This window comes from Nonomuraea sp. NPDC049028, from assembly GCF_043197735.1.
Classification (GTDB): domain Bacteria; phylum Actinomycetota; class Actinomycetes; order Streptosporangiales; family Streptosporangiaceae; genus Nonomuraea.
Window position 1 is genome coordinate 127,089 of sequence record NZ_JBICTR010000012.1, and the last position, 25,814, is coordinate 152,902.

The window sequence follows — 25,814 nt, forward strand, 5'->3', positions numbered from 1 at the left end:
ACCGTGAACTTCGACGGCGAGGACCTCTCCCAGACCACGCTCACCGACCGGCTCGCGCCGGACGAGACCCACGTCTTCCGCGACTGCGACCTGACCGAGGCCGACCTCCGGCGGGCCCCGCTGGCCGGCGCCCGCTTCGAGTCGTGTGTGCTCGAACAGACCGACTTCCGGCGGGCCGACCTCGACGGCGCGGTGTTCACGGGCGGCGGCGGGATGCGGATCAGGTTCAACGACGCCGAGCTCATCGACGTTACGTTCACCGACGTGGACCTGTCCTCCGCCCAGTTCGGCGGGGCGCTGGTGACGGACGTGACCTTCACCGGGTGCCGCATGATCGGCGCGTCGCTCACCGCGGCGCGCGGCACCGGCTTCAAGGTCTCCCGGTCCAACCTGACCATGGCCAACCTCGGCGGCTGCTCGCTGCGCGGGGAGCTCATCGAGGGCGTCCGCTTCGACGACGCCGACCTGTCGGGCTGCGACTTCACCGAGGCGACGTTCAGCGACTGCCGGTTGCGCGGCACCAAGCTGCTCAAGACCGTTTTCACCAAGGCCGACCTGCGCGGCGCCGACCTGGGCGAGCCCGACGACACCAAGCTGCGGGCCTTCCAGGGGGCGACGATCAACCCCACCCAGGCGGCGGCCATCCTGGCCGCCCGCGGCATCACGGTGCTCTGAACCGCTCCATCACTGTCTCCGCCTCGGACATGACTCGCTCGATCAGCTCCCGGCAGGACGGCAGGTCGTCGAGCACCCCGACCACCTGCCCGGAGGCCATCACCCCCAGGTCGGCCCGCCCCTCGACCATCGCGGCCCGCAGCAGCACCGGCGTGTTGGCCGCCTGCAGCACCTGCGCCCAGGTCAGCTCGCGGCCGTGCCGCATCCGGCGCCCCTCACGGATCATCTGGGCCCACGTCAGCCCCGACAGCCGCTTGAACCTGGCACCGTTGACCACGGCCCTGAGCAGCCGGGAGCGCTCCAGCGACTCCACGAACGGCGTCCTGAGCACCCGATGCGGCACACCGTCGACCCGGGTGGTGACCAGCGTGTCGGCCGCCGCCAGGTAGACCTTCTTCACCTCGTCCGGCACCGACGAGTCGCTCGTCAGCAGGAACCGGGTGCCCATCGCGATGCCGCACGCCCCGTACGCCAGCGCCGCCACCAGCCCGCGCCCGTCGAAGAACCCGCCCGCCGCGATCACCGGGATGTCCACCGCGTCCACCACCTGGGGGAGCAGCAGCGTCGTCGCGACCGGCCCGGTGTGGCCGCCGCCCTCGCCGCCCTGCACGATCACCGCGTCCACGCCCCAGGCGGCCACCTTCTCGGCGTGCCGCCGCGCGCCCACGGACGGGATCGTCACCACGCCCGCGCCCTTCAGCCGCTCGATCAGCTCCCGCCGCGGGGCCAGCGCGAACGACGCCACGCGCACGCCCTCCCGGATCATCACCTCCACCCGTTCGGCCGCGTCGTCGGCGTCGGAGCGGATGTTCACCCCGAACGGGGCGTCCGTCCGCTCCCGCACACCGTTGATCGCCTCGGTCATCTCGCCGACGGACATCGTGGCGGCCGCGATGATCCCGAGCCCGCCCGCCTCCGAGGTGGCCGCGGCGAGCCGCGCGCCCGCGACGTACCCCATCCCGGTCTGCACGATCGGATACCGGCACCCCACGAGGTCGGTCAGCGCGGTTCTCACGCCGCCCCCTCCAGGCGGTCGCACGCTTTCCTCATGCGGCCACCTCGCGCTCGCGGGACCCGCGCGGGTCGAGCACCTCCTTCAGCAGCCTGCTCTCCTCGGCGGTCGGTTCCCGGGTCTCGGGTACGTCCTCAGGGACCGTCAACTCGAACCCCGTCGCCGCGACCACCTCCGCGACACTCACCCCCGGATGCACCGAGGCCAGCCGCATCGACCCGTCCGGCGTGCGGAAGTCGAGCACGGCCAGGTTCGTCACCACCCGCCGCAGGTCGAAGGCACCCTTGTCGGTCCCGAGACCGCTGACCACGTCCACTCGCGGCACGAACACCTTGGGGGAGTGCCGGGGGATCCAGTAGCTCGTCGGGCCGCAGCGCGTGTTGCCCGGCGCGCCGCGTACGCCGAGGAGCTGCGCCTTGGGCCGCGCCCAGTCGCCGATGCAGGAGATGTTCGTGTTGCCGAAGCGGTCGATCTGGCTCGCGCCGAGCATCACGTGCCGCCGGCCGTTCAGCACCAGCCACAGGTGATCGCGGAACGGCAGCCAGCCCTCCACCACCTCGGGCCGCTCACCCAGCGCCGGTACGTCGCCCGTCAGCAGGCAGACACCGTCATGCGTGAGCAGGTCGGGCTCGAACGTCAGCCTGGCCAGCCGGGCCGCCAGCACGGTGATCGCCCCGCCGATCCCGGCCGCGAGGATCTCCCCATCGCCTCTGAACGCCTCCGCGCAGGCGACCACGCACACATCAGCCCTGCTCACGGAACTCCTCCCATGGCGTGTCCACGTAGCGCCGCTGCTCCTGCTCGTCGCGGCCGTAGTCGGGCTCGCACGCGGTGAACCCCGCGCCGCCCGGCGTCTCGACCACGCCGCTCACCATCGACCGGCTGATCAGCAGCGACTGCACCGGCCCCTCCTTCAGCAGGTCGGCGGTGTCCACCAGCCGCTCGCACGACACGAAGCACCGGGCCGCCGCTTTGGCGTAGAGGTCGTCGAAGTACGGATCCGGGCCCAGGTACTGCGCGTTGCCGCGCCGGTCCGCCCGGTTGAGGTGCACCAGCGCGACGTCCATGGTCAGCGCGGGCACGGCGACCAGCTCCTCCCCGTCCTCGTACGGCGAGCGGACGGTGCGCAGATCGGGGTTGACCCGCATGACGTCGGAGCCGAGACCGGCCCGCGTGGGCAGGAACGGCAGCCGGTGCGCCGCCGCCAGCAACCCGAACATGAACATGCCCTCGTCATACTCGGTGAACTCGACCGTGCCGCCCTGCCTGGCCCGCCTGAAGTGCGGTTCGAGCGGGATGGAGTCCAGCGTCACGAACGGGGCCACCACCCTGCGCACCTTCCCGGCGGCGCAGAGCATGCCGACGTCCGGGCCGCCGTAGGAGATGAGGGTGAGATCCCGGACGTCCGACCGCAGCAGGCCGGCGACCAGCGCCATCGGCTTGCGGCGCGATCCCCAGCCGCCGATGCCGACCGTCATGCCGCTCTCGACCTGGGCCGCGACCTCCTCGACGGACATGACCTTGCTCACGAGCCCTCCACGAAGCGGTCCCGGTGCCTGTCGCCCGCGCCCATCAGGTTCAGCTCGAACGTGAAGCCCTGCTCGAAGCGGTAGGAGCGCTTCACGTCCACCGGGTCGATGCCGTTGAGCGACTCCTTGGCGCGGCGGATCACGTACGGGTCCTTGTCCGCGATCTGGCCCGCCACCTCCAGCGCCGCGTCCCGCAGCTTGTCCCGCGGCACCACCTCCAGCACCGAGCCGAACGCGTGCAGCTCGGCCGCCGTCACGTTCCGGCACGTGTAGACCATGGCGCGCATGAGGTGCTGCGGCACCAGCCGGGACAGGTGGGTGGCGGCGCCGAGCGCGCCCCTGTCCACCTCGGGCAGGCCGAAGTAGGCGTCCTCGCTGGCCAGCACGATGTCCGCGTTGCCCACCAGGCCCACGCCGCCGCCGACGCAGAAGCCGTGCACGGCGACGATCACGGGCACCGGGCAGTCGTACACGGCCGCGAACGCCGCGAAGCACCCCCTGTTCGCGTTTATCAGGGCGGTGTGGCCCTCAGAGGCCTGCATCTCCTTGATGTCCACGCCGGCGTTGAAGCCCCGGCCCTCGGCTCGTAGTACGACGACCCTGGTCTCTTCGTCCTGCCCGGCGGCCGTCACGGCGCCGGCCAGCTCGTGCCAGGCTCGCGCCGGCAGCGCGTTCACCGGTGGGACGTCGACGACGACCTCGGCGATCGGGCCGTCCCGCAGCGTGATTCCCATCCCGCTCCCTGGTTGCACCTAACGCTTGCTTGGTACGGTAGCACCCGTGACGGTGACTTACGACTACATGGGCAAGGTCGTCCTGGTGACCGGTGGGACGCGGGGGATCGGCGCGGGCATCGCCACCGCCTTCGCGACGGCCGGCGCCGAAGTGATCGTCTGCGCCCGCCACGACCCACCACCTGCGCCCCTGGGCACGCCTTCGCTGGGGCCTTCGGCCGTGGATGCGGCGCCGGTCGAAGGGGTGCGGTTCGTGCGGGCCGATGTGCGGGACGCCGACGACCTCGAGCGGCTGTTCTCCGGGCTCGACCGCCTGGACGTGGTGGTCAACAACGCGGGCGGCTCGCCGTACGCACCGCTGGAGGGCACCTCACCGCGCCTGCACGCGCGTGTCGTCGAACTCAATCTGATCGCCCCGATGCTCGTCGCGCAGCGCGCCTACCCGCTGCTCGCCGCCTCGGGCGGCTCCGTCGTGATGATCGGCAGCTCCAGTGGCGTGCGGCCCTCGCCGGGCACCTCGGCGTACGGCGCGGCCAAGGCGGGGCTGCATCACCTGGCGAGCTGCCTGGCCGCCGAATGGGCTCCTGACGTACGCGTCAACACGGTCGTCGTCGGACTGGCCGCCACGGAGGACTCCGCCGACCACTACGGCGGTAAGGACGTGGGGACCGCCATCCCGGCCGGGCGGATGGCGACGCCCGCCGACGTGGCCTCGGTCTGCCTGTGGCTGGCCGCGCCCGGTTATGTGACAGGGGCGCAGGTACACGTGCACGGAGGCGGCGAGATTCCCGCCTGGCAAAACCTGGCTTCAAAAGACATTTCCTGATATCTCTGCCTGATCTTCCTGGGAGGTCCGTGTGGGAATCTGTGACGGCCGCGTCGTGATCGTGACCGGAGCCGGGCGGGGCATCGGGAGGGAGCACGCGCTGGAGTTCGCCAGGCAGGGCGCCCGCGTCGTGGTCAACGACCTGGGCACCGGCCTCGGCGGCGACGGCAGCTCCGGCGGGCCCGCGCTGACCGTGGCCGAGGAGATCCGCGCGCTCGGCGGTCAGGCGGTGGCCAGCAGCGACGACGTGGCCGACTGGAACGGCGCGGCCCGGCTGGTGAAGACCGCCGTCACCGCGTACGACGGGCTCGACGTGCTGGTGAACAACGCCGGATTCGTCCGCGACCGCATGCTGGTCTCCATGGGCGAAGACGACTGGGACGAGGTCATCCGGGTCCACCTCAAGGGCCACTTCCTGATGATGCGGCACGCCGCCGCCTACTGGCGCGAACGAGCCAAGTCCGGCGCACCCGCGGCCGCCCGCGTGATCAACACCTCGTCGGGCGCGGGCCTGCTCGGCAGCGTCGGCCAGTCCAACTACTCCGCCGCCAAGGCCGGGATCGTCGCACTGACCCAGGTGGCCGCCGCCGAACTGGGCCGGTACGGCGTGACGGTGAACGCCATCGCCCCCGCCGCCCGCACCCGCATGACCGAGGAGGTCTTCGCCGAGACCATGGCCGCGCCCGATTCCGGCTTCGACACCATGCACCCGGCGAACGTGTCACCGCTCGTCGTCTGGCTCGGCTCGGCGGCATCGGAGGCGGTGACGGGCCGGGTGTTCGAGGTGGAGGGCGGCGTGATCTCCCTGGCCACGGGCTGGACCCACGGCCCACGCGCGGACCGCGGCGCCCGCTGGTCCCCCGGGGAGGTAGGCGACGCAGTCGCGAAACTCCTCAAAGACGCCCCCGACCCACTGCCCGCCTACGGCGCAGGCCCGCCTCCGTCGTGAGGCCCGTCCATGGTCCGAGGCGGGCTCTGGAAGCGGCTACGGCGTCTTGAGCAGGTAGGCGCCCTCGGACAGTCGGGTGCGGATCTCGGCGGCCGTCTGCTCGGCGGTCAGGCCGCTGGAGTCGAAGGCGTGCGGCTCCAGCTCACCCAGGTCGACGAACTGCTGGTACATCTGCAGCACCGGCTCCGGATCCGTGAGCGCGTCAAGCCCTCGCCCCGTCGCCCTGACCAGGGTCGTCTCCCGGTCGGGCCGGAGCACCACATAGTGCAGCGGAGCGCGCCGTACCTTGGCGAAGGCGCCGACGAACCACGGCCCGACGACGCCATCCACCATCACGTGATAGCCGCCGTCGGCGTACCCGAACGCCGCGTTCGCCAGCACGCTCATGACGGTCTCGTTCTGATGGCGAGATTCCGCCAGGTACGGCGCGATGGCCCCTCGCCGGATGAACGCCCAGAAGTCATCCGTATGCAGATGCACGCTAGGCGTGACGGCATCGGCCAGCAGCCGGGCCACGGTCGACTTCCCCGCCCCCGGCGGCCCGGACACTATCACTACCTCCATGCCCACCATTGTCCGCGCGTTGACCCAACACCCGGACCAACCCGTGGGGCCCGGAGCCTCAGCGAAGCGCTGATCGAGCCGTGGGAACCAGGCGGAGACGCTGCGGGGGAGAGGTCAACCGGGACTCCAGTCCGGGCAGCGCCACCTCACGCTCGTCCGAGGGCCGATCGAACCGGGCGAACCACACGAACACCTGCTCGCCTGTACGTACGGGCAGGGCGGGAAAGGTGTTCTCGGCGGCCTCGGTCTCGAAGCACGCCACCGGCGGCACCCCGGCTTCCCTGAGCACGGGTACGGCCTCCCGAGCGAAGAACTCGGCGAACCCGTCGTCGACGTGGTAGATCATCGCGACGTACAGCGACTCGGGCAGAACGGTGGCGCCGACAGGCGGCCGGGCCGTACCGGAAAAGGGATCGAAAGAGGAACTGGAAGAGGACTGGAGAGTGGGGCCAGGACCGGACTCGGAGGAGAGGTCGGGAGCGGATCCGCTCGGGAGGTCGGGAGCGGACCCGGTCGGGAGGTCGGGAGTGGATCCGCGCGGGAGGCCGGGAGTGGACCCGCTCAGGAGACCGGAAGTAGTAGTCCCGCGCGAGAGGTCGGAGTGGCGGGGAGCGGACCCGTGCGGCACGTCGGCGGAGGGAACGGGCACTGGGCGCAGCAGCAGTACGTTGTCGGAGTCGATCATCGTCGCGTTGGCCGCGTCCCGGTTGGCCTTCCAGATCGGGCCGCCGTAGAAGGCCGTGAGAGCCGCCCGCCGAGCCTCCATATCCGGAAATTTCCGCATCCACGGGTACATATTTGGCTCGTCCAGGTCCCGGAAGTGGCCGACCACCCCGATCCCGGCCGCCTCCTGCCCTTCGATGAACTCACGCTCGAATAACTCGATCAGTGTGTCCCGCTGGCCGGGATGCAGCGTGTAGTTTCGCAACTCGTAAATCATGCGCGGATGCTACGAGCCGACCACTGACACCGCCTGTCAGCGATGCGGTCCTAGAAGAATGTTCTGATTGCTAAGAGTAACACGATCACTACGCTTGGTTATATGATCGCTTTGGCTTTGATCCTCAAAGGTCAAAGAAGGTCAACGGGGATGGCGGTGTGCTCTTGGGCCGGTGCTGTCTCATGCGAGACGCCCACCGGCGAAGGAGCTGAAGTGATCGAGAAGCTGTGTGTCACCGGTGCCGTCGTGGCAGCGTCCGCCGGCGCCATCCTGCTGGCCACACCCGCTCACGCTGACACCTGGACCGACGCCTGGAGCGGCAACACCTACTCCTCCCAGTCCGGAAACAGTCTCGCCGACATCGCAGCGGTCAACGAGGGTGCCGGTCGGTCGACCAACGTCAACAACATCAACGGCATAGCCGCCACCGCTACCAACGGCAGCACCACGGTGACCTACATCTTCTACTGACCCCGATCCCCCTTCCTCGCACCCCGGGCCGCCGTCCGGCGGGGTCCGAAGTCCATGAGAAATCCTCTGGAAGGACATCGACATGATCAAGAAGCTTGGCATCACGGCCATCGTCGCCATCGCCGCGGGCACGGCCCTGCTGGCCGCTCCGGCCCATGCCGACACCGACACCAGTAACAGCAGCTCCAGCACCAACTCCGCGTCCGCGCAGTCGGGCAACACCTTCGGCAACGTCCAGGCCAGCAACAGAGGCGCCGGCTCCAGCACCAACGTCAACAACATCAATGGCAACGCCGCCACGGCCACGCACCGTAGTGGCGTGGGTGTGAGCACCACTTCCAACTAGTGCGGTGACCACCATGGTTCCTCGGATGGTCCGTCACGCGACCGTCTCGATCCATGTGACGGTCTGTCGTGGCTGGGGCCCTGGCGGAGGAATCCCGCTTCGGGGGAAGGCGAAGAAGATGGTCCATCGTGGCAGCGGTCGCACTCCCCATGGTCCAGCCCGACCTCGACGTGGTCGAGTCGGAGGGCGAGACCTGGTTGCTGCACTTCAATCGCCGGTTCAGCCATGCCGTCCGGCGCACCCCCATGCTGTCTCCGGGAAAGACGGGCGCGGACCAGGCTCGGGCCGAACCGCGCACACCGGCCCCGGACCAGGTCGAACTCGCTGAGAAGGTGCTTGCCGCCATCCCCCAGGCCCTTCTGTACGCCAGGATCGACCTGGTCCGGCTCCCCGACGGCACCCCGGTGGTGATCGAGATCGAGCTCACCGAGCCGTACCTGTGCCTGCGCTACGAGCCCCGCGCGGCGGCGAATCTCGCCACCGCGCTCCGCAAGCGCCTCTGAGATCCGCCCGCCCGGCAGGATTCGCGCCCGGCAGGATTCGCGCCGGGCAGGATCGGGATTAGCAGGAGATGCCGCCGTCGACCGGAATGACCGTGCCCGTGAGGTAGGCCCCGGCACGTGAGGACAGGTAGATCGCCGCCCCGGCCATGTCGTCGGGGTGGCCGATCCGGCCCATCGGCACACTCGCCGCGATGCTCTCCCGAATGGCCGGATCATCCAGGGCGAACGCCATCATCTTCGAGTCGAACGGCCCCGGCGCGATGGCGTTCACGGTGATGTGCTCAGGCGCCAGCTGCCTGGCCAGGTGCCGGGTCAGCATGTGCACACCGGACTTCGACGCGGAGTAGGCGAAGTTCTCCACGGACGGCACCCGGATCCCGTCGATGGACCCGATGTTGATCACCCGTGCCGGATCCTCCGCGCTGGCCGCCGCCCGCAGCTGCGGCAGGAAGCGCTGGGTCAGGAAGAAGACCCCTTTGACGTTGATGTTCCAGAGTTTGTCGAAGGCGTGCTCCGGATAGTCCTCCAGCGGCGCGCCCCACGCCGCGCCCGCGTTGTTCACCAGCACGTCCAGCGGCCCGTCCACCGCTTCCACCAGCGCGCCCACCCCCTCGGGTGTGGACAGATCGGCCGGCACGGCCACGCAGCCCAGCTCCTTGGCGGTCTGCTCCACTTCGGCGACCTTGCGCGCGGAGATGTACACGGTCGCCCCGGCCTCGACGAACCCGGTCGCGATCATGCGTCCGATGCCACGGGATCCGCCAGTGACGACGACGGTCTTGCCTTCCACCGAGAACAGCGTCATGTTCCGGAAGCATGCCATACCGACTGGTCGGTAGCCAGCCGGCTGGCCTTGCTGGTCCGCCCTGAAGGCGCGGGCCAGCTGGCATCGCAAGCCAGCCTCCGAAGGCGCGGCGCTCAGCCGGAGTCCTTCACCCACATCCCCAGCAGGCCGCGGAAGTGCTCCACGAAGCGGTCCCGCTCATGCGCGGGATACGTGGCCGTCACCGTGTTGACCAGCAGCCGGTCGAAGTCCGGCCCGGCCACCCAGTCCAGGACGATCTCGTCGAGGTGGCGCAGCCGACTGTCGCAGAAGTCCTGGTAACGGTCGGTCTCGAAGTAGGCGTCGGCCAGCTGCCGATAGGCCGCCAGCCGCTCCTCGTACGACCCGGTCACCGCGAAGTACTCCCGCGTGTCCAGATCGAGCCGCGGCCGCCGCCCGGTGCCCACGCAGAACACGCTCCACCGGACCAGCGCCTTGATCGCCCAGGGGAAGTAGTAGTGCAGGCTCGTCAGCGCCACGTCCGGGCAGGCGTTGGCGTAGTCGATCGGGTGCACATCCGCACCCTTGACCAGGGTTTCGCAGGAGTTGAACTCCCACCGGAAAAACGCGTTCACCAGCCGACCGATCGTGACCACCTCGTCGCCCACGCTCGGGGCAAGGAACTCGTGGTCCACGACGTACCGGGCGTGCATCGGCTCCTCGGGCCGGAACCGCATCACCATCGTCTCCGCCCCGATCGACAGCGAACGGGCGAACGCGTCGTAGCCCTCGACCGCCTTCTGCAGATGCATGAGCATCTCGCCGCTCTGGTCGTAGGCCCGATGGAGCTCGTCGGGGTCCCGTACCAGCGACACCCCGCGCCACGCGCCGCCGTCGTACGGCTTCATGAACAGCGGATACCCGATCCCCTCCGCGACCGCGTCAAGGTCGAACGGCTGGTTGTAGCGGGAGGCCGTGTAGGCGTATTTGGTGTTGTCGGGCGGGTTCTTGTATGGCACGAGCACGGTCTTCGGGACCTTCAGCCCGAGGCGCATCATGGCGCAGTAGGCGGCGTGTTTCTCCATCGACTGGAAGGTGAACGGGCTGTTCAGCAGATAGACGTCGTCCATCATGGCGACCTTCTTGAGCCACTCGCGTGGGTGGTAGTACCAGTACGCCAGCCGGTCGATCACCAGATCGTGCCGGGGCCGGTCGCGCAGGTCGAACGGCTCGATCGTGATGCGCTCCACGTCGAACTCGCCGACCCCCTTGACCGGCCCCAACCGCCTCAGCACCGTCTCGAACGCCGACGGCCAGTCCTCTTCCGTCCCCAGCAGCAACCCCACCAGACGCCTCACGATGCTCCCTCCATGTCCCTGCCCACGTCTCAGCCCACGTCTGCTCGAACCACGTCCGAACGACCGGGCCATGCGCTCAGGACCGTGCCGGGAGAGTCGGCGGCCACACCCACGGGGCGAGGCGGATACACCCGCCCGGGCGAGGCGCCCACACCCGCACCAGGGCGAGGTGGCCACACCCGAACGGGCCGGGGCGGTCACACCCCCGGAAGGCGGCCGTTGCGGAAGAGGTCGACGAACCGTTGGTGGTCTTCCCGGGCCTGTGCCCCATAACGGTGCGCAAAATCCACCAACATCCCGATAAATCCGGGCCTGTCGCCGTTGACCACGGCCATGATGGACTCCTCCGTCGAGAAGTTCACCAGGTCGTGGCTGGACTCGTCGTCCGCCACCGAGTGCATGCGCGCCACCGCCCGCCCCAGATCCCGCATGATCGACCGCAGCTCCGCCGGCTCATTGACGTCGTCCCAGTCCAGGTCGGCGGAGTAGGGCGAGACCTCCGCCACCAACTGCCCCACGCCGTTCAGCGTCGTGTAGCCCAGCCACGGATCGGCGTACGCCTGCAGTGCCCGCTGCGACTCCGCGGTCCGATGGCCCTGGTGGCGGAAGTAACGGGCGACCTTCTCGTCGGGGACGTGCCGGGCCACCGCTGGCACCTGCGCCTGCTTCATGTAGAGGATGACGTCGTTCTCCAGCGCCTGCGACCGCCCCTCCAGCAGCAGGTTGTACGACGGCAGCCCCGCCGACCCGATCCCCACGCCCTTGCGCAGCGCCACGTCCTTGATCACGTGCTCGACCGGGTTCGACTGCGTGGGCAGCGTCGTCAGGTAGTCCGCGAAGGCGGCCGTCACGGAGTCACGGGTCGCCGCGTCGACGGGTTCGCGCCCGTCCATGATCGCGAACCGCCGGTCGTAGTCGTCGATCAAGGTCTCGACGTCCAGCATCGCCACGCGCGTGCTCAGCCTGGCCGTCTGGAGCACCCGGTGCAGCACGCCGGTGGTGGTGTCGAGGGTGAGTGACCCGATCGCGTCGTCCCCGCCGCGCGCGATGCCGCCCAGCTCGGCCAGGTACGCGCCGGCGAAGTCGCTCACGAGCCCGCTGATCGCCTCGTCCGACAGGGCCTTGGCGTACCCGATCAGCGCCACGCTGGCGGCGAACCGCTTGAGGTCCCAGACGTACGGTCCCACGTACGCCTCGTCGAAGTCGTTGACGTTGAAGACCAGCACGCCCGAGGCGTTCATGTAGGTGCCGAAGTTCTCGGCGTGCAGGTCGCCGTGGATCCACACCCGGCTGGTCGGTTCGTCAAGGTATGAGGAGTCCGCGAACCCTTCGGTGAGGTCCGCGTAGAACAGGCAGGCGCTGCCCCGGTAGAACGCAAAAGGGGAGGCCGCCATTTTCCGAAATTTCCGCCTGAATGCCGCAGGGTCTCGCTTGATCGACTCGCCGAACTCCGTCATGAGGACATCTAGCAGGTGGGAAGCGCGTGTGCCCATGTCTCGGACCTTAAGTCGTCCCAGCTCGCGCGCCTACCCTGGTCTTTCCCTGTCAGGGTGGCCGGCCGATGATCGATAGGCTGCGGCCGGTGGGAGACATCTACGAGCTCGTGCTGACCATGGACCTTCGCGCCGACCTCGGCGACGACGAGCTCGCCGAGCTGCGGTGGCATGTGGGGCAAGGGCCGCGACCTGAGCGGCTGCCGATCGGCACCGGCGACTACCTGGAGACCTATCCACTCGGTGACCCCGACGACCCCGACTGCGAGTGGGAGACCGTCGATCCGGAGCCCGTGTTCGCGCGGCGCTTCCCCGCCATGCGCGTGGGCGGGGCACTCGTCGCGGAGCTGCTCGAGCGGAAGCAGGCGGAGGGCTGGGCGCTGACGGTACGCCAAGAACTCCACCCCGACGAGTTCTACCAGGTCCGGGCGCTGCTGGAGTGGCTCGGCCCGCGCTCGGTCAACGCGCAGGCCGCCGGGATCGAGTTCTTCGTCGGCTACATCCGCTTCAGCACCAGCGTTCAGATCACCCCGCTCATTCTGCTGAACGGACGCATCGGCCTGCCGGAGGACATCGAATCGCACACCCCCCACTGGGAGGAGACCTGACCCTAGACCACAGCCCGCCCCTGTCGTACGGACGGCAAACCGCGGAAGCCCGCGACCGCGAGGACCGTCACCATGACGACCAGCGCCACGCACTGGCTCACGCTGGACACCCACAGCGCTCCCGGTCCTAAGCTCAGGTAGCTGTTGTCCATCACCGACAGTCGCGACGGCAGCAGCAATGCCCCGAGGATCGCCAGGGCGAGCGGCACGTACGCGGGCAGGTCGCGCGCGAGGCAGACGATCCCGGCCACCAAGAGCACCGCCGTGGCCAGACCCATCAGGTCCACCCACGGCCACAACAGCGGCACCTTCCCCAACGGCGTCAGCAGAGCAAGGACGACGGCCCGCAACAGCAGCCCGGCGGCCAGCGGTAGGACCGTCAGCCGCCACGCTCGCCGCACCGGCGCGACGCCGTCGTGGAAGCCGATGAGCAGGGCCGCCAGCGGGACCACGACGTTCAGTGCCGGTGGCACCGCGTCCAGAGGCACGAACTGGCTGGCCAAGTTCTGCCAGACGGCGAGCTCGGCCAGGGCTGCCGCGCCGGCCGCGAGCGCCACCGGCTTGGCCGTCCGGACGTGACCGCGCATCAGCAGGACGAACGCCGGCACCCAGAGGGCCGCCGCGAGTACACCGAGTGGCCGCGTCATCGAGTCGGGCGTCATGAAAGCGAGGGAGGCGAGGGTGAAGATGCCGGCCGCCGCGTGGAAGGCGAGCCCCAGTGTCGCCACCAGCCTGACAGCCGCGCCCCAGGCGACGAACCGGGGTGTCGCGCCCGCTCCGCCGACCCGTACGCGCATCGAGAGGGCGAGCACGCTGGCGATCTCGCCCCAGCGCGGCCGAGGGTTCTCCTCATCCGGCACCTCGCCGGAGACCTCCATGAACGCGGCCACCATCTCCTCCTCCCGCTCGGCCCGGTAGGAGCGGGGGAGCAGTCGCAGGACGGTGCGGTAGCGCCGTTCGAGTAATTCGTTCACCAGGCACCTCCGGCGAGCGCGGTGGCCGTTCCGGGGAGCAGGCGGGCGTTCCGGTCCCGGAGACGGGCGGTCGCCGCGCGGGCGTTGGCCGCCAGCCGGGCCGCCTCCTCCTCCAGGGCCCCCGCCCCCGAGTCGGTCAGCCGGTAGTAGCGGCGCAGCCGCCCCTGTGCCACTTCCTCCCGGTCGAGCGCCACCAGCCCCTCCCCGGCCAGCCGGTCCAGCACGCCGTAGAGGGAGCCGATCTTGAGCTGCACCCGCCCCCCGGACAGCCGATCGACCTCCTGGACGATGCCGTAGCCGTGCCGCGGCTCGTCCACCAGCGCGGTGAGCGCCAGGAACATGGGCTCCGTTATATTCACTCACCCACCATATCCTGTTGCTCAGGATATGGTCACGGGTGTTGAGAGGAGACGGAGACGACCTCGCCCGTCATGTACGAGGAGTAGTCGCTGGCCAGGAAGACGATCACGTTCGCCACCTCCCAGGGCTCCGCCGAACGCCCGAACGCCTCGGCGGCCGCCAGCTCCGCCAGCAGCTCCTCGCTGGTCACCTTCGCCAGGAACGGGTGGACGGCCAGCGAAGGCGCCACCGCGTTCACCCGGACGCCGTGCTCGGCGGCCTCCAGGGCGACGCACCTGGTCAGCGCCATCACCCCGGCCTTGGCCGCCGCATAGTGCGACTGCCCCCGCTGCGCCCGCCAGCCGATCACCGAGGCGTTGTTCACGATCACCCCGGAGCCCTGGGCGATCATCTGCTTCAGCGCGGCCCTGGTGCAGCGCATGGTGCCGTTCAGGGTGACGTCGATGACGGTGTGCCACTGCTCGTCGGTCATCTCGGCCAGTGACGCCGTACCACCGAGCCCGGCGTTGTTGACCACCACGTCCAGCCGCCCGTGCGCCTCCACCACCGCGTCGAACAGCGCCAGCACCTGGGCCTCCGACGTCACGTCGCACGGCACCGCCAGCGGTTTGACGCCGGTGAGCTCGGTCAGCGAGTCGGCGGCGGCGGACAGACGGCGCTCGTGCCGGTCGGAGACGACGATCGTGGCCCCCTCCTCGGCGCAGCGCTTGGCCGTCGCGTAGCCGATCCCGGCCCCCGCCGCGGCTGTGACCAGCGTGACCTTGCCGTCGAGCAGCCCGTGCGCTCTGGGGTACGGCGGTGCCATAGTGCTCCGATCAGAGAGGTCCGTCAGCGGGGGAGTCCCAGGGTGCGCTCGGCGATGATGTTCCGCTGGATTTCGCTGGAACCGGCATAGATCGTGTCCGCCCGGCTGAAGAGATACAGCCGCTGGAGGTCGTTGAGCTCGCCGTCGCGGGCGACAAGTCCGGACTTGAGCTGTACGGCCTGGGCCAGCTCGCCCAGCCGGCGATGCCACTCCGACCAGTACAGTTTGGCGATCGACGCCACCGGCCCCGGATCGGCCCGCAGCGCGTTGAGCCGCATGATCTCCAGCTCCAGCCACGACCGCACCAGCCGGTCACGCAGCACCGGGTCGTCGGCCGCGCCGGTGCGCTCGGCGACCTCGATCACCCGGGCCAGCTCCCGCCGGAACCCGATCTGCTGCCCCAGCGTGGAGACGCCGCGCTCGTAGCCGAGCGTGGCCATCGCGACGCGCCATCCGTCGCCGGGCGCGCCGAGCACGTTTTCGGCCGCGGTCCTGGCCCCGTCGAAGAACACCTCGTTGAACTCGGACGTCCCGGTCAGCTGCACGATCGGCCGTACCTCGACGCCGGGCTGGTCCATGGGCACGAGCAGGTACGACAGCCCACGGTGGCGCTGGGAGCCCGCTTCCGTACGGCAGAGCACGAAGCACCAGTCGGACACGTGGGCCAGTGACGTCCACACCTTCTGCCCGGTGATGACCCATTCGTCGCCCGCCAGGTGCGCCTTTGTCTGGACGTTGGCCAGATCGGAGCCCGCCTCCGGCTCGGAGTAGCCCTGGCACCACAGCTCGTCGCCCCGCTGGATCGGGGGAAGGAAACGGGCCTTCTGCGCCTCGGTGCCGAACTCCAGGATCGTCGGCCCGATCAGTCCCTCGCCGATGTGGCCCACGCGGGCGGGGGCGTCCGCGAGGGCGTACTCCTCGTGGAAGGCGACCTGGTCGGCGAGCGAGGCGTCGCGTCCGCCGTACTCGACGGGCCAGCCCAGGCAGGTCCAGCCCGCCTTGCCGAGATGGCGCTCCCAGGCCAGCCGGACCTCGTGACCTTCGTGCTCGCGCCCGGGGCCGCCCAGGCCGCGGGCGTGCGCGAAGTCTCCGGTGAGGTTCGCGGCCAGCCAGGCGCGCGCCTCCTCACGCAGGCTCAACGCGAGCTCCGTCACTGGGGCTCAACGAAGCCGCCGTAACCGCCGCGGAAGAACAGCAGCGGGCCACCGTCCGCGTGCGTGTCGAGCTGGAGCACCCGGGCCACCACGATCACGTGGTCGCCCGCCATGTGCTCGGCCTCGACCGCGCAGTCGATCCAGGCCAGGGTCCCTTCGAGCACCGGGTTGCCGCCGGGCGAGCCGGTCCACCGCAGCCCGGCGAACTTGTCGCCGCCCCGGCTCGCGAGCTGGACGCAGACGTGCTGCTGGTGCTCGGCGAGCACGTTCACGGTGATGACCTTGGCGCCGCGCACCTTGGGCCAGCTCGTGCTCGTGTGCGCCACGCAGAACGCCACCAGCGGCGGGTCCAGCGACACCGAGGTGAAGGAGTTGGCCGCCAGGCCGCATGGCTCGCTGCTGGCCGGGTCGAGGGCGGTGATCGCCACCACGCCGGTGGCGAACCTGCCCAGCACCGACCTGAACCTCCGGCTGTCGAGCTGGCCGTTGCCGCTCGCGTGGGACTGGCCGTTCGGCATCGAGGCTCCGTTGAGAGTCCTGCGCTGGTACGGCACCGGGGGGCCGCCACAGCCGTCCGGCGTGATCAGCCGGGCAGCGTGTGTGCTCATGGTCTCCTCCTCCTCGCCGTCTGCATCGTATCTTACCAAGCGCTTGCTTGGACGGTAGGCGTGCGACGGAAAAGGTGTCAAGCGAAATGCCGGGGCGTACCCCCCGGTTGACATATGTGGACGGTCCGATCTAGCGTTTCAGGATGGCCAAGCGCTTGCTTGAGTTCCGGGACCGTACGGCTGTGGTGGGCGTCGGGTACACGCCCTTCACCAAGGACTCGGGGGTCAGCACACTCACCTTGGCCTGTCGCGCCATCCTGGCCGCCCTCGACGACGCCGGCCTCGGCCCCGGCGACGTCGAGGGCATAGCGACTCATCGCGTGGGCGACTCGGCGGCCCCGTCCCTGGTGGGCCCCGCGCTCGGTCTGGCAGACCCGACCTGGTACCTCGACCAGTTCGGCGGCGGCAGTGTCTCGCACGCGGTCGTGGCCCAGGCGGCGCTGGCCGTGGCGGCCGGCGTGGCGGAGACCGTCGTCTGCTACCGCGCGATCAACGCCCGGTCGGAGTTCCGCATGGGCGGCACCGGCCGTGGCCTTCCGGTGAGTCCCGAGGTGCAGTATCAAGCGCCCTATGGCTATTTCGCGCCGCCCCAGCAGTACGCGATGTACGCCCGCGCCCACATGCAGAAATATGGCACGAAGGCGGAGCATTTCGGGCAGCTGGCCGTCACCCAGCGGGCGAACGCCGTCAAGAACCCCCGCGCCCTCATGCGTACGCCCATCACTCTCGACGACTACCTGGACAGCAGGTGGATCGCCGAGCCGTTCCGCCTGCTCGACTGCTGCCTGGAGACCGACGGCGCCTGCGCCCTGGTCATCACGACCGCCGAGCGCGCCCGCTCCCTGCGCCGCCCGCCGGTGCTGATCTCCGGCGCGGCCTGGGGCGGTGGCGACTCGCACCTGTCCGGCGGCCGGGCCGACCCCACCACCACGGCCGCCGCCGCGCTGGCCCCGCGCCTGTACGCCCAGGCCGGAATCGGCCCGGCCGACATCGACGTGGCGCAGCTGTACGACTGCTTCACCTACTCGGTGATCGTCCAGCTGGAGGACTACGGCTTCTGCGCCAAGGGCGAGGGCGGCCCGTACGTCGCCTCGGGCGCCACGGCCCTCGACGGAGCCCTCCCGGTCAACACGCACGGCGGCTTCCTGTCGGAGGGCTACGTCCACGGCGTCAACCACATAGCGGAGGCCGTCTCCCAGCTACGCGGGGACGCCGGTGACCGGCAGGTCGCGGGCGCCGAAGTGGCCCTGTCCACCGCCCAGCCCGGCTACATCCTCCCCGCCACTTCGGCTCTCCTGCTCAGAAGGGGCTGACCACCCATGCGTGACCTCAGAAAGGGGCTGATCCATGCCCGACCGGTACGGCAGGCCGCCCCAAGGCGTGCGGCCGACGCCTGATCGCGACTCCAAGGACTGGTGGGCCCGGCTGGGCGGCCACGAGTTCGCGGTCCAGCGCTGTGACACCTGCCACACGGCCCGCTTCCCGCCCAGGGCCTTCTGCCCGGCCTGCCGTACCGAGGACTGGCACTGGGAGGCCGTCGAGCCGGCCGGCACGGTGGAGAGCTGGATCGTCAACCGCCGGCCGTTCATGCCCGGAGCGAGCGAGCCGTACGTCGTGGTGCTGGTCCGGCTCGCCGCCGTGCCCGGCTGCCTGATCCACGGCGGGTGGGACGGCGAGCGCGAGCCCGAGTACGGTCAGGCGGTCGAAGGCGTGTACGAGGACATGGGCGATGACCTGGCACTGCTCAATTGGCGGCCGACTGAGTGGCACGCATCCCCGTGAAATCCTTCGCGGCGGCACCAAGTCGGGAACGATAGGTACCAATGGGCCTGAAGGCCAATCCCGGTCCGGCCGCCTCATCCCTGCGGCCGGCCACGCCCGCCGGACGCCTGTCCCTTGGGCGGGGTTCGACCGGGGACGGTCTACGGCGCGGGTATGACTTGGCACGAAAAATGGTGGTAAAAGGCGCGAAGTGCCGTAAATCATGAGAAAAAGGAGGAACGCGCGCCCTGGCGGGCGTGGGGGACCCGCCAGGACGCGCTTCCTGCCCCGTGTGCGGCGACGCCAGGACTCCGGCGAGGGATGGAGTCCTAGGTCGAGTGTTCGCACACGGAGTTCATGGGGGAGCGACCCTCTTGCGAGGACTCCGGATGTCGGTAGTGGTCTGCGATGCGTTGGGCCGCACCGAGGGGGTCATCGATGGGATGTGAGACGGTGGCACCCTCCTCATTCCAGATGAAGGAACCGTCTTTGCTCCACACAGTTACCTCGGTCAACACGGATAAAACGGACATGCCACTGCCGTTGCTCTGGTAGGTGTTGCTGAGTCCCTGGCGAGGCAACGCGTAACGCAGTAAACGTGTTGCTTCACAAGGGTCTTGCCAGGGCAGGTATGGCGTACCCGCGTGGACCGGTAACACCGGGCCCTCACCCCCTCACCGGCCTTTCGATGGATTTGTACCAACGATTGGATGATGCGGCTGTCAATGGCCATCGGTCAAGGGGTTGTGGCCTGTTAGAACCAGATCGTCTAAATTGTTGGAACAAAAGGGGTGAAAGTGGCAAGGTCGGTCCTGTACCAGCTGGTGGCCTCAGAGCTGAGGAGAGCCATCTACTCCGGTGTACTCGGCCCCGGGGCGCAGCTGCCGACCGAGGCGCAGCTCATGGAAGACCATGGGGTGAGCCGCAACACCGTCCGACTCGCCCTAGGGGAGCTGGTCAACGAAGGGTTGGTCACGCGAACCCCACGGCGTGGCACGGTCGTCCGGGACCGCCGGCCGCTGCTGATCTACCCGCAGCGAGAGCTGGAGCCACAACCATCCGGCGAGCTGCGAGAGGCGTTCGCCTTCGCCGTGACGCAGGAAGGTCGTGCCCCCAGCCAGTACATAGAGGTCTTGACCGTCTCACCGGTCGAGGAGATCGCCAGCCGACTCGAGCTGGCCGAAGGCGAACTGGCCGTCGTACGACGGCGTCTGCGGTTCGTCGACGGGCAGCCGTACAACACCAACGATTCCTATTTTCCACGTGACCTGGTGGCCAGCACGGAGATCGCCCGGCCGGGCGACATTCCGCGGGGGGCGAACCGGGTCCTGGAAGAGCTCGGTCACGAGCAGGTGCGGGTGGTGGATGACATCTGGGCGCGGATGCCCAACCAGGAAGAGGTCGAGCGTCTCCAGTTGGAGCTCGGCACCCCGGTCGTGGTCTACGTCCGCGTTGGTTACGACAACGGCGACATGCCAGTGCGTGTCGCGGTGTCGGTGCTCCCCGCCGACAAGCACTTGATCAGATACGAGCTCGATCGCCGCTGAGCGAGCTCGGTTGGGGGTGATCCCACCGGCCGCCTAAGACGAGCCTCCCGCCTCGCTGGGCAGAGGGAGTCCTGCGCACTCCCTTCATGCGCGATTTATCGATAGATGTCGCCTCAAACCCCCCATGCGACCCAGCGCGCGCTCCAACCATTACGTTCTGTGGCTGCATGGACACCCGATGTAATGAAGGGCTGAACCGTGCTTTCCAACACCCTGCTCCACCCGCTCGCTCTCCGCCGGGCCGACGCCTCCGATCTCCCGGGCGTTCTGACCCTGCTCGCCGACACGGCCGAATGGCTGTACTCCCAGGGCGTGCGGCAGTGGCCGCGCGGCGGCTTCGGGCCCGAGCGGATCGAGCCTCTCATCGCCGAGCGGGTGCTCTACCTCGTGGACGACGAGCTCCGGTACCTCGAACTGGATGACGAGGCCCCGCCCGTCGCCACGATCGCTCTCGACGATCACGCCGACCCGGAGTTCTGGCGCCGGTCCGACGACCCGGGCGCCGCCATGTACGTGCACAAGCTCGCCGTCGCTCGGCCCTGGGCGGGCTTCGGCCTCGGAGACGCCCTGCTGGACTGGGCGGGCTCCGCGGCGCACGCCTCCGGGCTGAGCAAGCTCCGGCTCGACTGCGCCAAGAACAACCCGCGGCTGCAGGAGTACTACCGGCGCCGCGGCTTCCGGCACGTGCGGACGGTCGATCTGCCGCACCGCTCCTCGGGCGCCCTGTTCGAGCGGCCCGCGGAGGAGGCCGCCACGACGGCCTTCCGCGACCTCACCGTCGCCGAGCTGATCGGCGTCTGACGCCCTGACCGGCCCCGGCCGGTACGGCCGTGCCCTGCTCCCCGGCGGGGCACGGCCCGCAGTCGCGTTCCCGCCCAGGTGACCTGGCGCTTTCCGGCACAAAGGGACACAGCACCATATAACCTCTCCAGCATGACCGGATCCCTCCTTGAGGTGATCGCGCTGAACGTGCGCGACGCCGTCGCCGCGGAGCAGGGCGGAGCCGACCGTCTGGAGGTCGTCGCCGACATGGGTGCCGACGGGCTCACCCCCGCTCCGGAGACGGTCGCCGCGATCGCCGCGGAGTGCCCGCTGCCCCAGATGGTGATGCTGCGCTGCGCCGCGAACTTCACCGCCGACCCCGAGGTGCTCGACCGGCTCCGTCTCGACGTCAAGGCGCTGGCCCAGGCGGGCGCCGCGGGGTTCGTGTTCGGCTTCCTCGACGAGGCGGGCGTCGTGGACCTGGCGGCCACCGAGGCGCTGATCCACGCCGTGTCACCGCTGCCGTGGACCTTCCACCGGGCCGTCGACCACGCGGCGGACGTACAGGCGTCGTGGCGGGCGGTGCGGCTGCTGCCCAACCTGGCCACGGTGCTCACGGCGGGCTCGCCCGCCGGCGTGCGGTACGGGCTGCCGATGCTCAAGAGCCGGGCCGACGCGGGCGACGGCTCGATCATCCTGGCGGGCGGCGGGCTCAAACCGGCCTATGTGCCGTCGCTGCTGGACTATGGCATCCGGGCGTTCCACGTGGGCTCGGCCGTACGGGAGAGCTGGTCGCTGCCGGTTGACCAGCGGCGCGTCCGTCAGTGGCGCAGCCTGGTCGACCGCGACTGACCCAAGGGCCACCAAGCGGCCTGAGTCCGAGCGGCTTCAGTCCGGGAGGGCGAGCGCCGCGTCGGCGCGGCGGAGTGCGGCTACCAGGGTCTTGATCGTCGCGGGCTCGTCCATGACGCCGCCCCCGGCCGCGCGCCGCTCCTCCCAGGACCGCACCCGATCCCGGTAGGAGTCGTAGCGCGCCAGATGGAAGGCATAGACCGTGGCGAACCGGCTCACCAGGTGTGAGGGGTGCATGTCCCAGCCCTGGTAGAAGCCGTGTCCCAGCGAGTGCCGGACGAGCTCGGCGTGCCGCCGCCACAGCGCGTGCACGTCCGCGGCCGACCCGGAGGCGGGAGAGGCGGCCAGCGAGCCGTCGGAGAGCTCGACCCCCGTGCCCGCGAACGCCGTCTGCATCACGTGCCGGGCGTGGTCACAGGCCGGATGGTCGAGCCGCTGCTCGTGCGGCGGCAGCCCGAGAGCGGCCGTGTAGTCGAACACCCCGAAGTGCGCGGCCGCCAGCCGCCCCCCGAACGACTCGGCCAGTTCGCCGCGCAGGAACAGCACGGTCTGCGGCGCCTCGACCTGGATCTCGAACCTCAGCCGGACGTCCAGCTCCCGTTCGAGCCGCTCCAGAAAGGCGCAGAACTGGCCCAAATACGACTCCATCAGCACCTTCGGAAAGGTGACCACGAACCCCGGCGGCAACTCGCCCACCCGTTCGACGACTCCGGTGACGAACCCGTCGAGCGTCCGCACCGACCGCCCGGGATCCCCGTCGGCGAACGACTTGACCCGCAGCCCCCACCGGCGCGGCAGCGCTCCGGCCGCGTGCATCACGGCCACGGCCACGACGGCCTGCTCGACGTGGCCGTCCTCGTCGCCGGGCCGCCCGCCGTAGCCGTCCTCGAAGTCGATCCGCAGGTCCTCGACCGGCTCGCGGGCGAGCTTGCGCAGCACCCTTTCGTGTACGTCCCGCGCCGGCGCGTCCGGCAGCCCGAACACGTCGGCCAGTTCGGCCGGGCCGCTCAGATGCTCCTTGACCAGGTCGAGCGCCTGCGCGCCCCACCCCGCGACCGTGCTCGGCGACACCCGGTCGGCCGGGACATAGACGGTGTGCACGGGCTGCCAACCGGGCTCGGCGGCCGGATAGCGGGCCCGCTGGATCCGGTGGGCCTCCGCGAAGCCTGGCAGGGACTGGTCCGTCACGGTGACACGCATGCCGTCAGGGCCGGCAGGCCCGCAGCATGGCCTCCAGGCCGGCGAGCTTGACCCGTTCGCCGCGGCCCAGCGACTTGGCCAGAGCGCCTTCGGCCGCCTCGATGGCCAGCCACTCGTCGTACGTCACCGGCCTTACGCCTCTTTCGTGCAGCAGCGCGTCGATGGGCGCCGACCGTAGCCGATCGTGGCCGGTCAGGTCGGACAGGTCGGACAGCAGGGTGCGGACGGTCTCCGCCGCGTCCGACTTGTTGGTGCCGATCACGCCGGTGGGACCGCGCTTGAGCCAGCCCGCCACGTACTCGCGCTCGCGGATCCGGCCGGCCTCGTTGGGCACGGTCATCGACCGCTCGTCGAACGGCACCCCGGGAAGGGGGACGCTCTGGTATCCGACCGAGCGCAGCACCATGCCGACCGGGATCGTCTCGAACTCGCCCGTCCCGACCACCCGGCCCTCCTCGGACAGCCGGGTGCGCTCGAGCCTGAGCCCCTCCACCCGGTCGGTGCCGAGGATCTCCACCGGGCGCAGCCAGAAGCGCACATCGAGGCGGCGCGGGCGGCCGACGGGATCGCGGCCCGCCCACGACTGAAGGACATCGATGTTGCCGCGGATCTGCCGGGGGAAGTCGCCGCCCAGCACCACGGCCTCGTCCTCGCGTACGCAGACGTCGGCGTTCGCCAGCTCGCCGAGCTCCCGCAGCTCCTTCAGCGTGAACTTGGCGTGCTCGGGACCCCGGCGGCCGATCATGTGGATCGCCTTGACCTGGCTTTCCCCGAGTCGTTCGAGCACGTCGTGCGGTACGTCCGTGGAGCTGAGCTCCTCGGCGGTCTTGGCCAGGACGCGGACCACGTCGACGGCCACGTTCCCGACACCGATGACCGCGACCTCGGGGCTGTCGAGGGTGAACATGGAGGCGGAGACGTCGGGGTGGCCGCAGTACCAGTTGACGAAGTCGGTGGCGGCCACGCTGCCCGGCAGGTCCTCGCCCGGGATGCCGAGCTTCCTGTCGACCATCGCGCCCGTGGCGTAGACGACCGCGTTATAGCTGGCCAGCAGGTCCTCGACCGACAGATGCTCGCCGAGCGTGACGCCGCCGAGGAAGCGGACCTCGGGGAGTTCGAGCACCCGGCGCAGGTAGTTGGCGATCGACTTGATCGACGTGTGGTCGGGCGCGACGCCGTATCGGACGAGCCCGTAGGGCGTGGGCAACCGCTCGATGACGTCGACCTGGACGTCCTCCTGCGCCTGTTTGACCAGGGCCTCGGCCGTGTAGATACCGGCAGGGCCCGACCCGATGACCGCCACGCGCAACGTCACGCTGCCTCCTCTATGTGGGCGATTCTGTTACACGGGGCATGCGTCCCACCAGTGCAACCCGGCACTGTGATCGATGTATCCCCGATCGCCGGTACGAATGAACCCATCTTTCGCGAATGGGGCGGCAGCGCCTTCAGGAGGCGGACGCGCGGGCGCGGAGGGCCATCTTGTCGATCTTGCCGTTGGCGTTGGCCGGCAGAGCTTCGACCACGATGACCCGCTTCGGCACCTTGTAGTTGGACATATTGTCCTTCGCCCAGGTGAGCAGCGTGCCCGGATCGACCGTCATCCCCGCTCTGGGCACCACGTACGCCCAGCCGGCCTCGCCGGAGACCGGATCGGGCACGCCGATCACGGCCGCCTGCGCCAGCGAGCCCTCACGTAACAGCAGCGACTCCACCTCGGCGGGCGAGACGTTGAAGCCGTTGACGATGTAGAGCTCCTTCTTGCGATCGACGATGGCCAGATTGCCCGCCGGGTCGAGCACGCCGATGTCGCCCGTGTGCAGCCAGCCGTCTCGATCGACCACCTCGGCGGTCTTGCCGGGTTCGTCCCAGTAGCCGCGCATGACCCCGTACCCGCGCTGCAGAATCTCCCCGCGTTCCCCGGCGGCCACCTCCTTGCCGTCGTCGTCGACGATCCGCACCTCGATGCCCGGCACCGCCCGCCCGGTCGTCGCGGCGATGACCTCGATCGGGTCGCCGGCCCTGGTCATGGAGACGACCGTGCCCTCCATCAGGCCGTACGCGTTGATCATCCGCTCCAGCCCCACCCGTTCGACCAGGCGGGTGATCAGCGCGGCGGGCACGGCGGCGGCCCCGCAGATGGCCACGCGCAGCGACGAGACGTCCCAGTCGGCGCGGTCCAGCTCGTCCAGCAGCCGGTGGAACAGCGTGGGCGGGCCCGCCAGGATGCTCACCCGGCCGGCCGAGATCAGGGACATCAGGGCGTCGGGGGTGAAGACCCTGATCGGCATCATGGTCGCCCGGCGGAGCACACAGGCGATCATCCCGGCGTTGAGGCCGAAGCCGTGGCTGAACGGGGCGATCACCGGGTAGCGGTCGTGCTCGTCCAGGGTGACGATCTCGGACCAGTCCCAGTAGCCGCGCAGGACCTGGGCGTGGTCCAGCATCACGCCCTTGGGGGTGCCGGTGGTGCCGGAGGTGGACATGATCTCGCACAGATCGCCGGGCCGTACGGCCAGCGCCCGCTCCTCGACGTCCGACGGCTCCAGGGGGAGACTTCGCCCGGGGCTCAGGACGTGGCGCGGGGCGGCGCCGGGCGGCAGGAGATCGGCGAGCACCACACCGGGCGGGCCCTCGCCCGTGACCAGCACCTCGGCGCCGGTCTTCTCGATCATCGCCGCCGCCTCCAGGCCCTTGGCGCGCGAGGAGAGCGGCACGATCACCGCACCGGCGTCCCAGACGCCGAAGGCGTGCGTGACCCAGTACGGGTCGTTCACGCCCCACAGGGCCACCCGGTCGCCCGGCCGGACGCCGAGCTCGATCAGCTCGTGCGCCACGCGAGCGGCTCCGGCGCGGAGCTCCGCCATGGTGACGCGCGTGTCGCCGTCGACGATCACCACCGCGTCCGGATGGCGGTCCGCCTGGTCACGGAGCATGCGGGGGAGCGTTCCCCAGTCCGGCATCGGTCCCATCGGTTCGCGCCTCCTGCTCCACAGGCCGAGCGCCCGGCTGTTGTACAG

29 protein-coding genes are annotated in these 25,814 nt (G+C 69.9%); 12 read left to right on the forward strand and 17 right to left on the reverse strand.

Annotated elements, in window-relative coordinates; all coding sequences use genetic code 11:
* The first annotated feature begins 3 nt into the window (after positions 1-3).
* Positions 4-675, forward strand: a complete 672-nt coding sequence (locus tag ACGFJ2_RS42025; RefSeq protein ID WP_357946668.1) for a pentapeptide repeat-containing protein — start codon at positions 4-6, stop codon at positions 673-675.
* On the opposite strand, the gene ACGFJ2_RS42030 is transcribed toward ACGFJ2_RS42025, so the two are convergent.
* The 4 genes from ACGFJ2_RS42030 to ACGFJ2_RS42045 are packed head-to-tail and all read right to left on the reverse strand — an operon-like array spanning position 662 to position 3,950.
* The gene (locus tag ACGFJ2_RS42030; RefSeq protein WP_357946671.1) at positions 662-1,690 is read right to left on the reverse strand and encodes a nitronate monooxygenase; all 1,029 of its coding nucleotides are present in this window, start codon (positions 1,688-1,690) and stop codon (positions 662-664) included. The two genes, ACGFJ2_RS42025 and ACGFJ2_RS42030, sit on opposite strands and share 14 nt — an antisense overlap.
* Positions 1,691-1,721: 31 nt before the next feature.
* Positions 1,722-2,444 carry a CoA-transferase gene (locus tag ACGFJ2_RS42035; RefSeq protein ID WP_357946674.1) on the reverse strand — a complete coding sequence of 241 codons (723 nt, stop codon included), beginning with the start codon at positions 2,442-2,444 and terminating at the stop codon, positions 1,722-1,724.
* Complete coding sequence (locus tag ACGFJ2_RS42040; RefSeq protein ID WP_357948111.1) at positions 2,431-3,204, reverse strand: CoA-transferase; 774 nt, start codon at positions 3,202-3,204, stop codon at positions 2,431-2,433. Before ACGFJ2_RS42040 ends, ACGFJ2_RS42035 begins: the two co-directional genes overlap by 14 nt.
* Positions 3,205-3,212: 8 nt before the next feature.
* The gene (locus tag ACGFJ2_RS42045) at positions 3,213-3,950 is read right to left on the reverse strand and encodes an enoyl-CoA hydratase family protein (protein ID WP_393478076.1); all 738 of its coding nucleotides are present in this window, start codon (positions 3,948-3,950) and stop codon (positions 3,213-3,215) included.
* A 46-nt stretch (positions 3,951-3,996) separates the two neighbouring features.
* Here ACGFJ2_RS42045 and ACGFJ2_RS42050 point away from each other — a divergent pair, with 46 nt between their 5' ends.
* Together ACGFJ2_RS42050 and ACGFJ2_RS42055 are read left to right on the forward strand one after the other, a co-directional pair.
* Entirely contained in the window at positions 3,997-4,776 is a 780-nt protein-coding gene (locus ACGFJ2_RS42050; RefSeq protein WP_393478079.1) for an SDR family oxidoreductase, read from the forward strand.
* Positions 4,777-4,807: 31 nt separating this feature from the next.
* Entirely contained in the window at positions 4,808-5,725 is a 918-nt protein-coding gene (locus ACGFJ2_RS42055) for an SDR family oxidoreductase (protein WP_393478081.1), read from the forward strand.
* Positions 5,726-5,761: 36 nt separating this feature from the next.
* Here the strand turns inward: ACGFJ2_RS42055 and ACGFJ2_RS42060 are convergent, their stop codons facing one another.
* Positions 5,762-6,289: an AAA family ATPase gene (locus tag ACGFJ2_RS42060; protein ID WP_357946684.1), complete on the reverse strand. Its 528-nt coding sequence runs from the start codon at positions 6,287-6,289 to the stop codon at positions 5,762-5,764.
* Between the two features lie 58 nt (positions 6,290-6,347).
* On the reverse strand, positions 6,348-7,229 hold the full coding sequence (locus tag ACGFJ2_RS42065) for an NIPSNAP family protein (RefSeq protein ID WP_358174561.1): 882 nt from the start codon (positions 7,227-7,229) through the stop codon (positions 6,348-6,350).
* Between the two features lie 213 nt (positions 7,230-7,442).
* Here ACGFJ2_RS42065 and ACGFJ2_RS42070 point away from each other — a divergent pair, with 213 nt between their 5' ends.
* The 3 genes from ACGFJ2_RS42070 (at position 7,443) to ACGFJ2_RS42080 (ending at position 8,549) form a co-directional block, all read left to right on the forward strand.
* Complete coding sequence (locus tag ACGFJ2_RS42070) at positions 7,443-7,700, forward strand: hypothetical protein (RefSeq protein WP_357946688.1); 258 nt, start codon at positions 7,443-7,445, stop codon at positions 7,698-7,700.
* 82 nt (positions 7,701-7,782) lie between these two features.
* On the forward strand, positions 7,783-8,046 hold the full coding sequence (locus tag ACGFJ2_RS42075) for a hypothetical protein (protein ID WP_358174558.1): 264 nt from the start codon (positions 7,783-7,785) through the stop codon (positions 8,044-8,046).
* A 128-nt stretch (positions 8,047-8,174) separates the two neighbouring features.
* The gene (locus ACGFJ2_RS42080; RefSeq protein ID WP_393478085.1) at positions 8,175-8,549 is read left to right on the forward strand and encodes a hypothetical protein; all 375 of its coding nucleotides are present in this window, start codon (positions 8,175-8,177) and stop codon (positions 8,547-8,549) included.
* Positions 8,550-8,607: 58 nt separating this feature from the next.
* Here ACGFJ2_RS42080 and ACGFJ2_RS42085 read toward each other — a convergent pair whose 3' ends face one another.
* From ACGFJ2_RS42085 to ACGFJ2_RS42095, 3 genes are all read right to left on the reverse strand, one after another.
* Complete coding sequence (locus ACGFJ2_RS42085; protein WP_357946696.1) at positions 8,608-9,354, reverse strand: SDR family oxidoreductase; 747 nt, start codon at positions 9,352-9,354, stop codon at positions 8,608-8,610.
* Between the two features lie 113 nt (positions 9,355-9,467).
* The gene (locus ACGFJ2_RS42090; protein WP_393478088.1) at positions 9,468-10,670 is read right to left on the reverse strand and encodes a hypothetical protein; all 1,203 of its coding nucleotides are present in this window, start codon (positions 10,668-10,670) and stop codon (positions 9,468-9,470) included.
* A gap of 197 nt (positions 10,671-10,867) precedes the next feature.
* On the reverse strand, positions 10,868-12,163 hold the full coding sequence (locus tag ACGFJ2_RS42095; protein WP_357946702.1) for a DUF2252 domain-containing protein: 1,296 nt from the start codon (positions 12,161-12,163) through the stop codon (positions 10,868-10,870).
* 68 nt (positions 12,164-12,231) lie between these two features.
* Between ACGFJ2_RS42095 and ACGFJ2_RS42100 the strand changes: the two genes are divergently transcribed.
* Positions 12,232-12,771, forward strand: a complete 540-nt coding sequence (locus ACGFJ2_RS42100) for a hypothetical protein (RefSeq protein WP_357946705.1) — start codon at positions 12,232-12,234, stop codon at positions 12,769-12,771.
* 2 nt (positions 12,772-12,773) lie between these two features.
* Here the strand turns inward: ACGFJ2_RS42100 and ACGFJ2_RS42105 are convergent, their stop codons facing one another.
* From ACGFJ2_RS42105 to ACGFJ2_RS42125, 5 genes are read right to left on the reverse strand one after another with little or no spacing between them, the layout of a single operon-like run.
* Positions 12,774-13,745 carry a hypothetical protein gene (locus ACGFJ2_RS42105; RefSeq protein WP_393478092.1) on the reverse strand — a complete coding sequence of 324 codons (972 nt, stop codon included), beginning with the start codon at positions 13,743-13,745 and terminating at the stop codon, positions 12,774-12,776.
* Positions 13,742-14,104, reverse strand: a complete 363-nt coding sequence (locus ACGFJ2_RS42110) for a PadR family transcriptional regulator (RefSeq protein ID WP_393478094.1) — start codon at positions 14,102-14,104, stop codon at positions 13,742-13,744. Before ACGFJ2_RS42110 ends, ACGFJ2_RS42105 begins: the two co-directional genes overlap by 4 nt.
* A gap of 32 nt (positions 14,105-14,136) precedes the next feature.
* Positions 14,137-14,910: an SDR family oxidoreductase gene (locus ACGFJ2_RS42115; protein WP_225299357.1), complete on the reverse strand. Its 774-nt coding sequence runs from the start codon at positions 14,908-14,910 to the stop codon at positions 14,137-14,139.
* A 23-nt stretch (positions 14,911-14,933) separates the two neighbouring features.
* Entirely contained in the window at positions 14,934-16,049 is a 1,116-nt protein-coding gene (locus ACGFJ2_RS42120) for an acyl-CoA dehydrogenase family protein (protein ID WP_393478097.1), read from the reverse strand.
* An 11-nt stretch (positions 16,050-16,060) separates the two neighbouring features.
* Positions 16,061-16,582: a flavin reductase family protein gene (locus tag ACGFJ2_RS42125; RefSeq protein WP_358174792.1), complete on the reverse strand. Its 522-nt coding sequence runs from the start codon at positions 16,580-16,582 to the stop codon at positions 16,061-16,063.
* 233 nt (positions 16,583-16,815) lie between these two features.
* On the opposite strand from ACGFJ2_RS42125, the gene ACGFJ2_RS42130 reads away from it, so the two are divergent.
* The 5 genes from ACGFJ2_RS42130 to ACGFJ2_RS42150 all read left to right on the forward strand — a co-directional run bounded on the left by ACGFJ2_RS42130 (position 16,816) and on the right by ACGFJ2_RS42150 (position 21,594).
* Entirely contained in the window at positions 16,816-17,985 is a 1,170-nt protein-coding gene (locus ACGFJ2_RS42130; protein WP_393478099.1) for an acetyl-CoA acetyltransferase, read from the forward strand.
* A 34-nt stretch (positions 17,986-18,019) separates the two neighbouring features.
* On the forward strand, positions 18,020-18,454 hold the full coding sequence (locus ACGFJ2_RS42135) for an OB-fold domain-containing protein (RefSeq protein ID WP_357946719.1): 435 nt from the start codon (positions 18,020-18,022) through the stop codon (positions 18,452-18,454).
* A 776-nt stretch (positions 18,455-19,230) separates the two neighbouring features.
* Complete coding sequence (locus ACGFJ2_RS42140) at positions 19,231-19,980, forward strand: GntR family transcriptional regulator (protein WP_225299366.1); 750 nt, start codon at positions 19,231-19,233, stop codon at positions 19,978-19,980.
* A gap of 198 nt (positions 19,981-20,178) precedes the next feature.
* On the forward strand, positions 20,179-20,781 hold the full coding sequence (locus ACGFJ2_RS42145) for a GNAT family N-acetyltransferase (RefSeq protein WP_357946722.1): 603 nt from the start codon (positions 20,179-20,181) through the stop codon (positions 20,779-20,781).
* Positions 20,782-20,913: 132 nt separating this feature from the next.
* Positions 20,914-21,594, forward strand: coding sequence for a copper homeostasis protein CutC (locus ACGFJ2_RS42150; RefSeq protein WP_357946725.1), 681 nt, complete (start codon positions 20,914-20,916; stop codon positions 21,592-21,594).
* A gap of 36 nt (positions 21,595-21,630) precedes the next feature.
* Here ACGFJ2_RS42150 and ACGFJ2_RS42155 read toward each other — a convergent pair whose 3' ends face one another.
* From ACGFJ2_RS42155 to ACGFJ2_RS42165, 3 genes are all read right to left on the reverse strand, one after another.
* Positions 21,631-22,794, reverse strand: coding sequence for a DUF6986 family protein (locus ACGFJ2_RS42155; RefSeq protein ID WP_393478104.1), 1,164 nt, complete (start codon positions 22,792-22,794; stop codon positions 21,631-21,633).
* 4 nt (positions 22,795-22,798) lie between these two features.
* Positions 22,799-24,109, reverse strand: a complete 1,311-nt coding sequence (locus ACGFJ2_RS42160; protein ID WP_393478106.1) for an FAD-dependent oxidoreductase — start codon at positions 24,107-24,109, stop codon at positions 22,799-22,801.
* A gap of 133 nt (positions 24,110-24,242) precedes the next feature.
* On the reverse strand, positions 24,243-25,730 hold the full coding sequence (locus ACGFJ2_RS42165; RefSeq protein ID WP_393478109.1) for an AMP-binding protein: 1,488 nt from the start codon (positions 25,728-25,730) through the stop codon (positions 24,243-24,245).
* Positions 25,731-25,814: the final 84 nt, after the last annotated feature.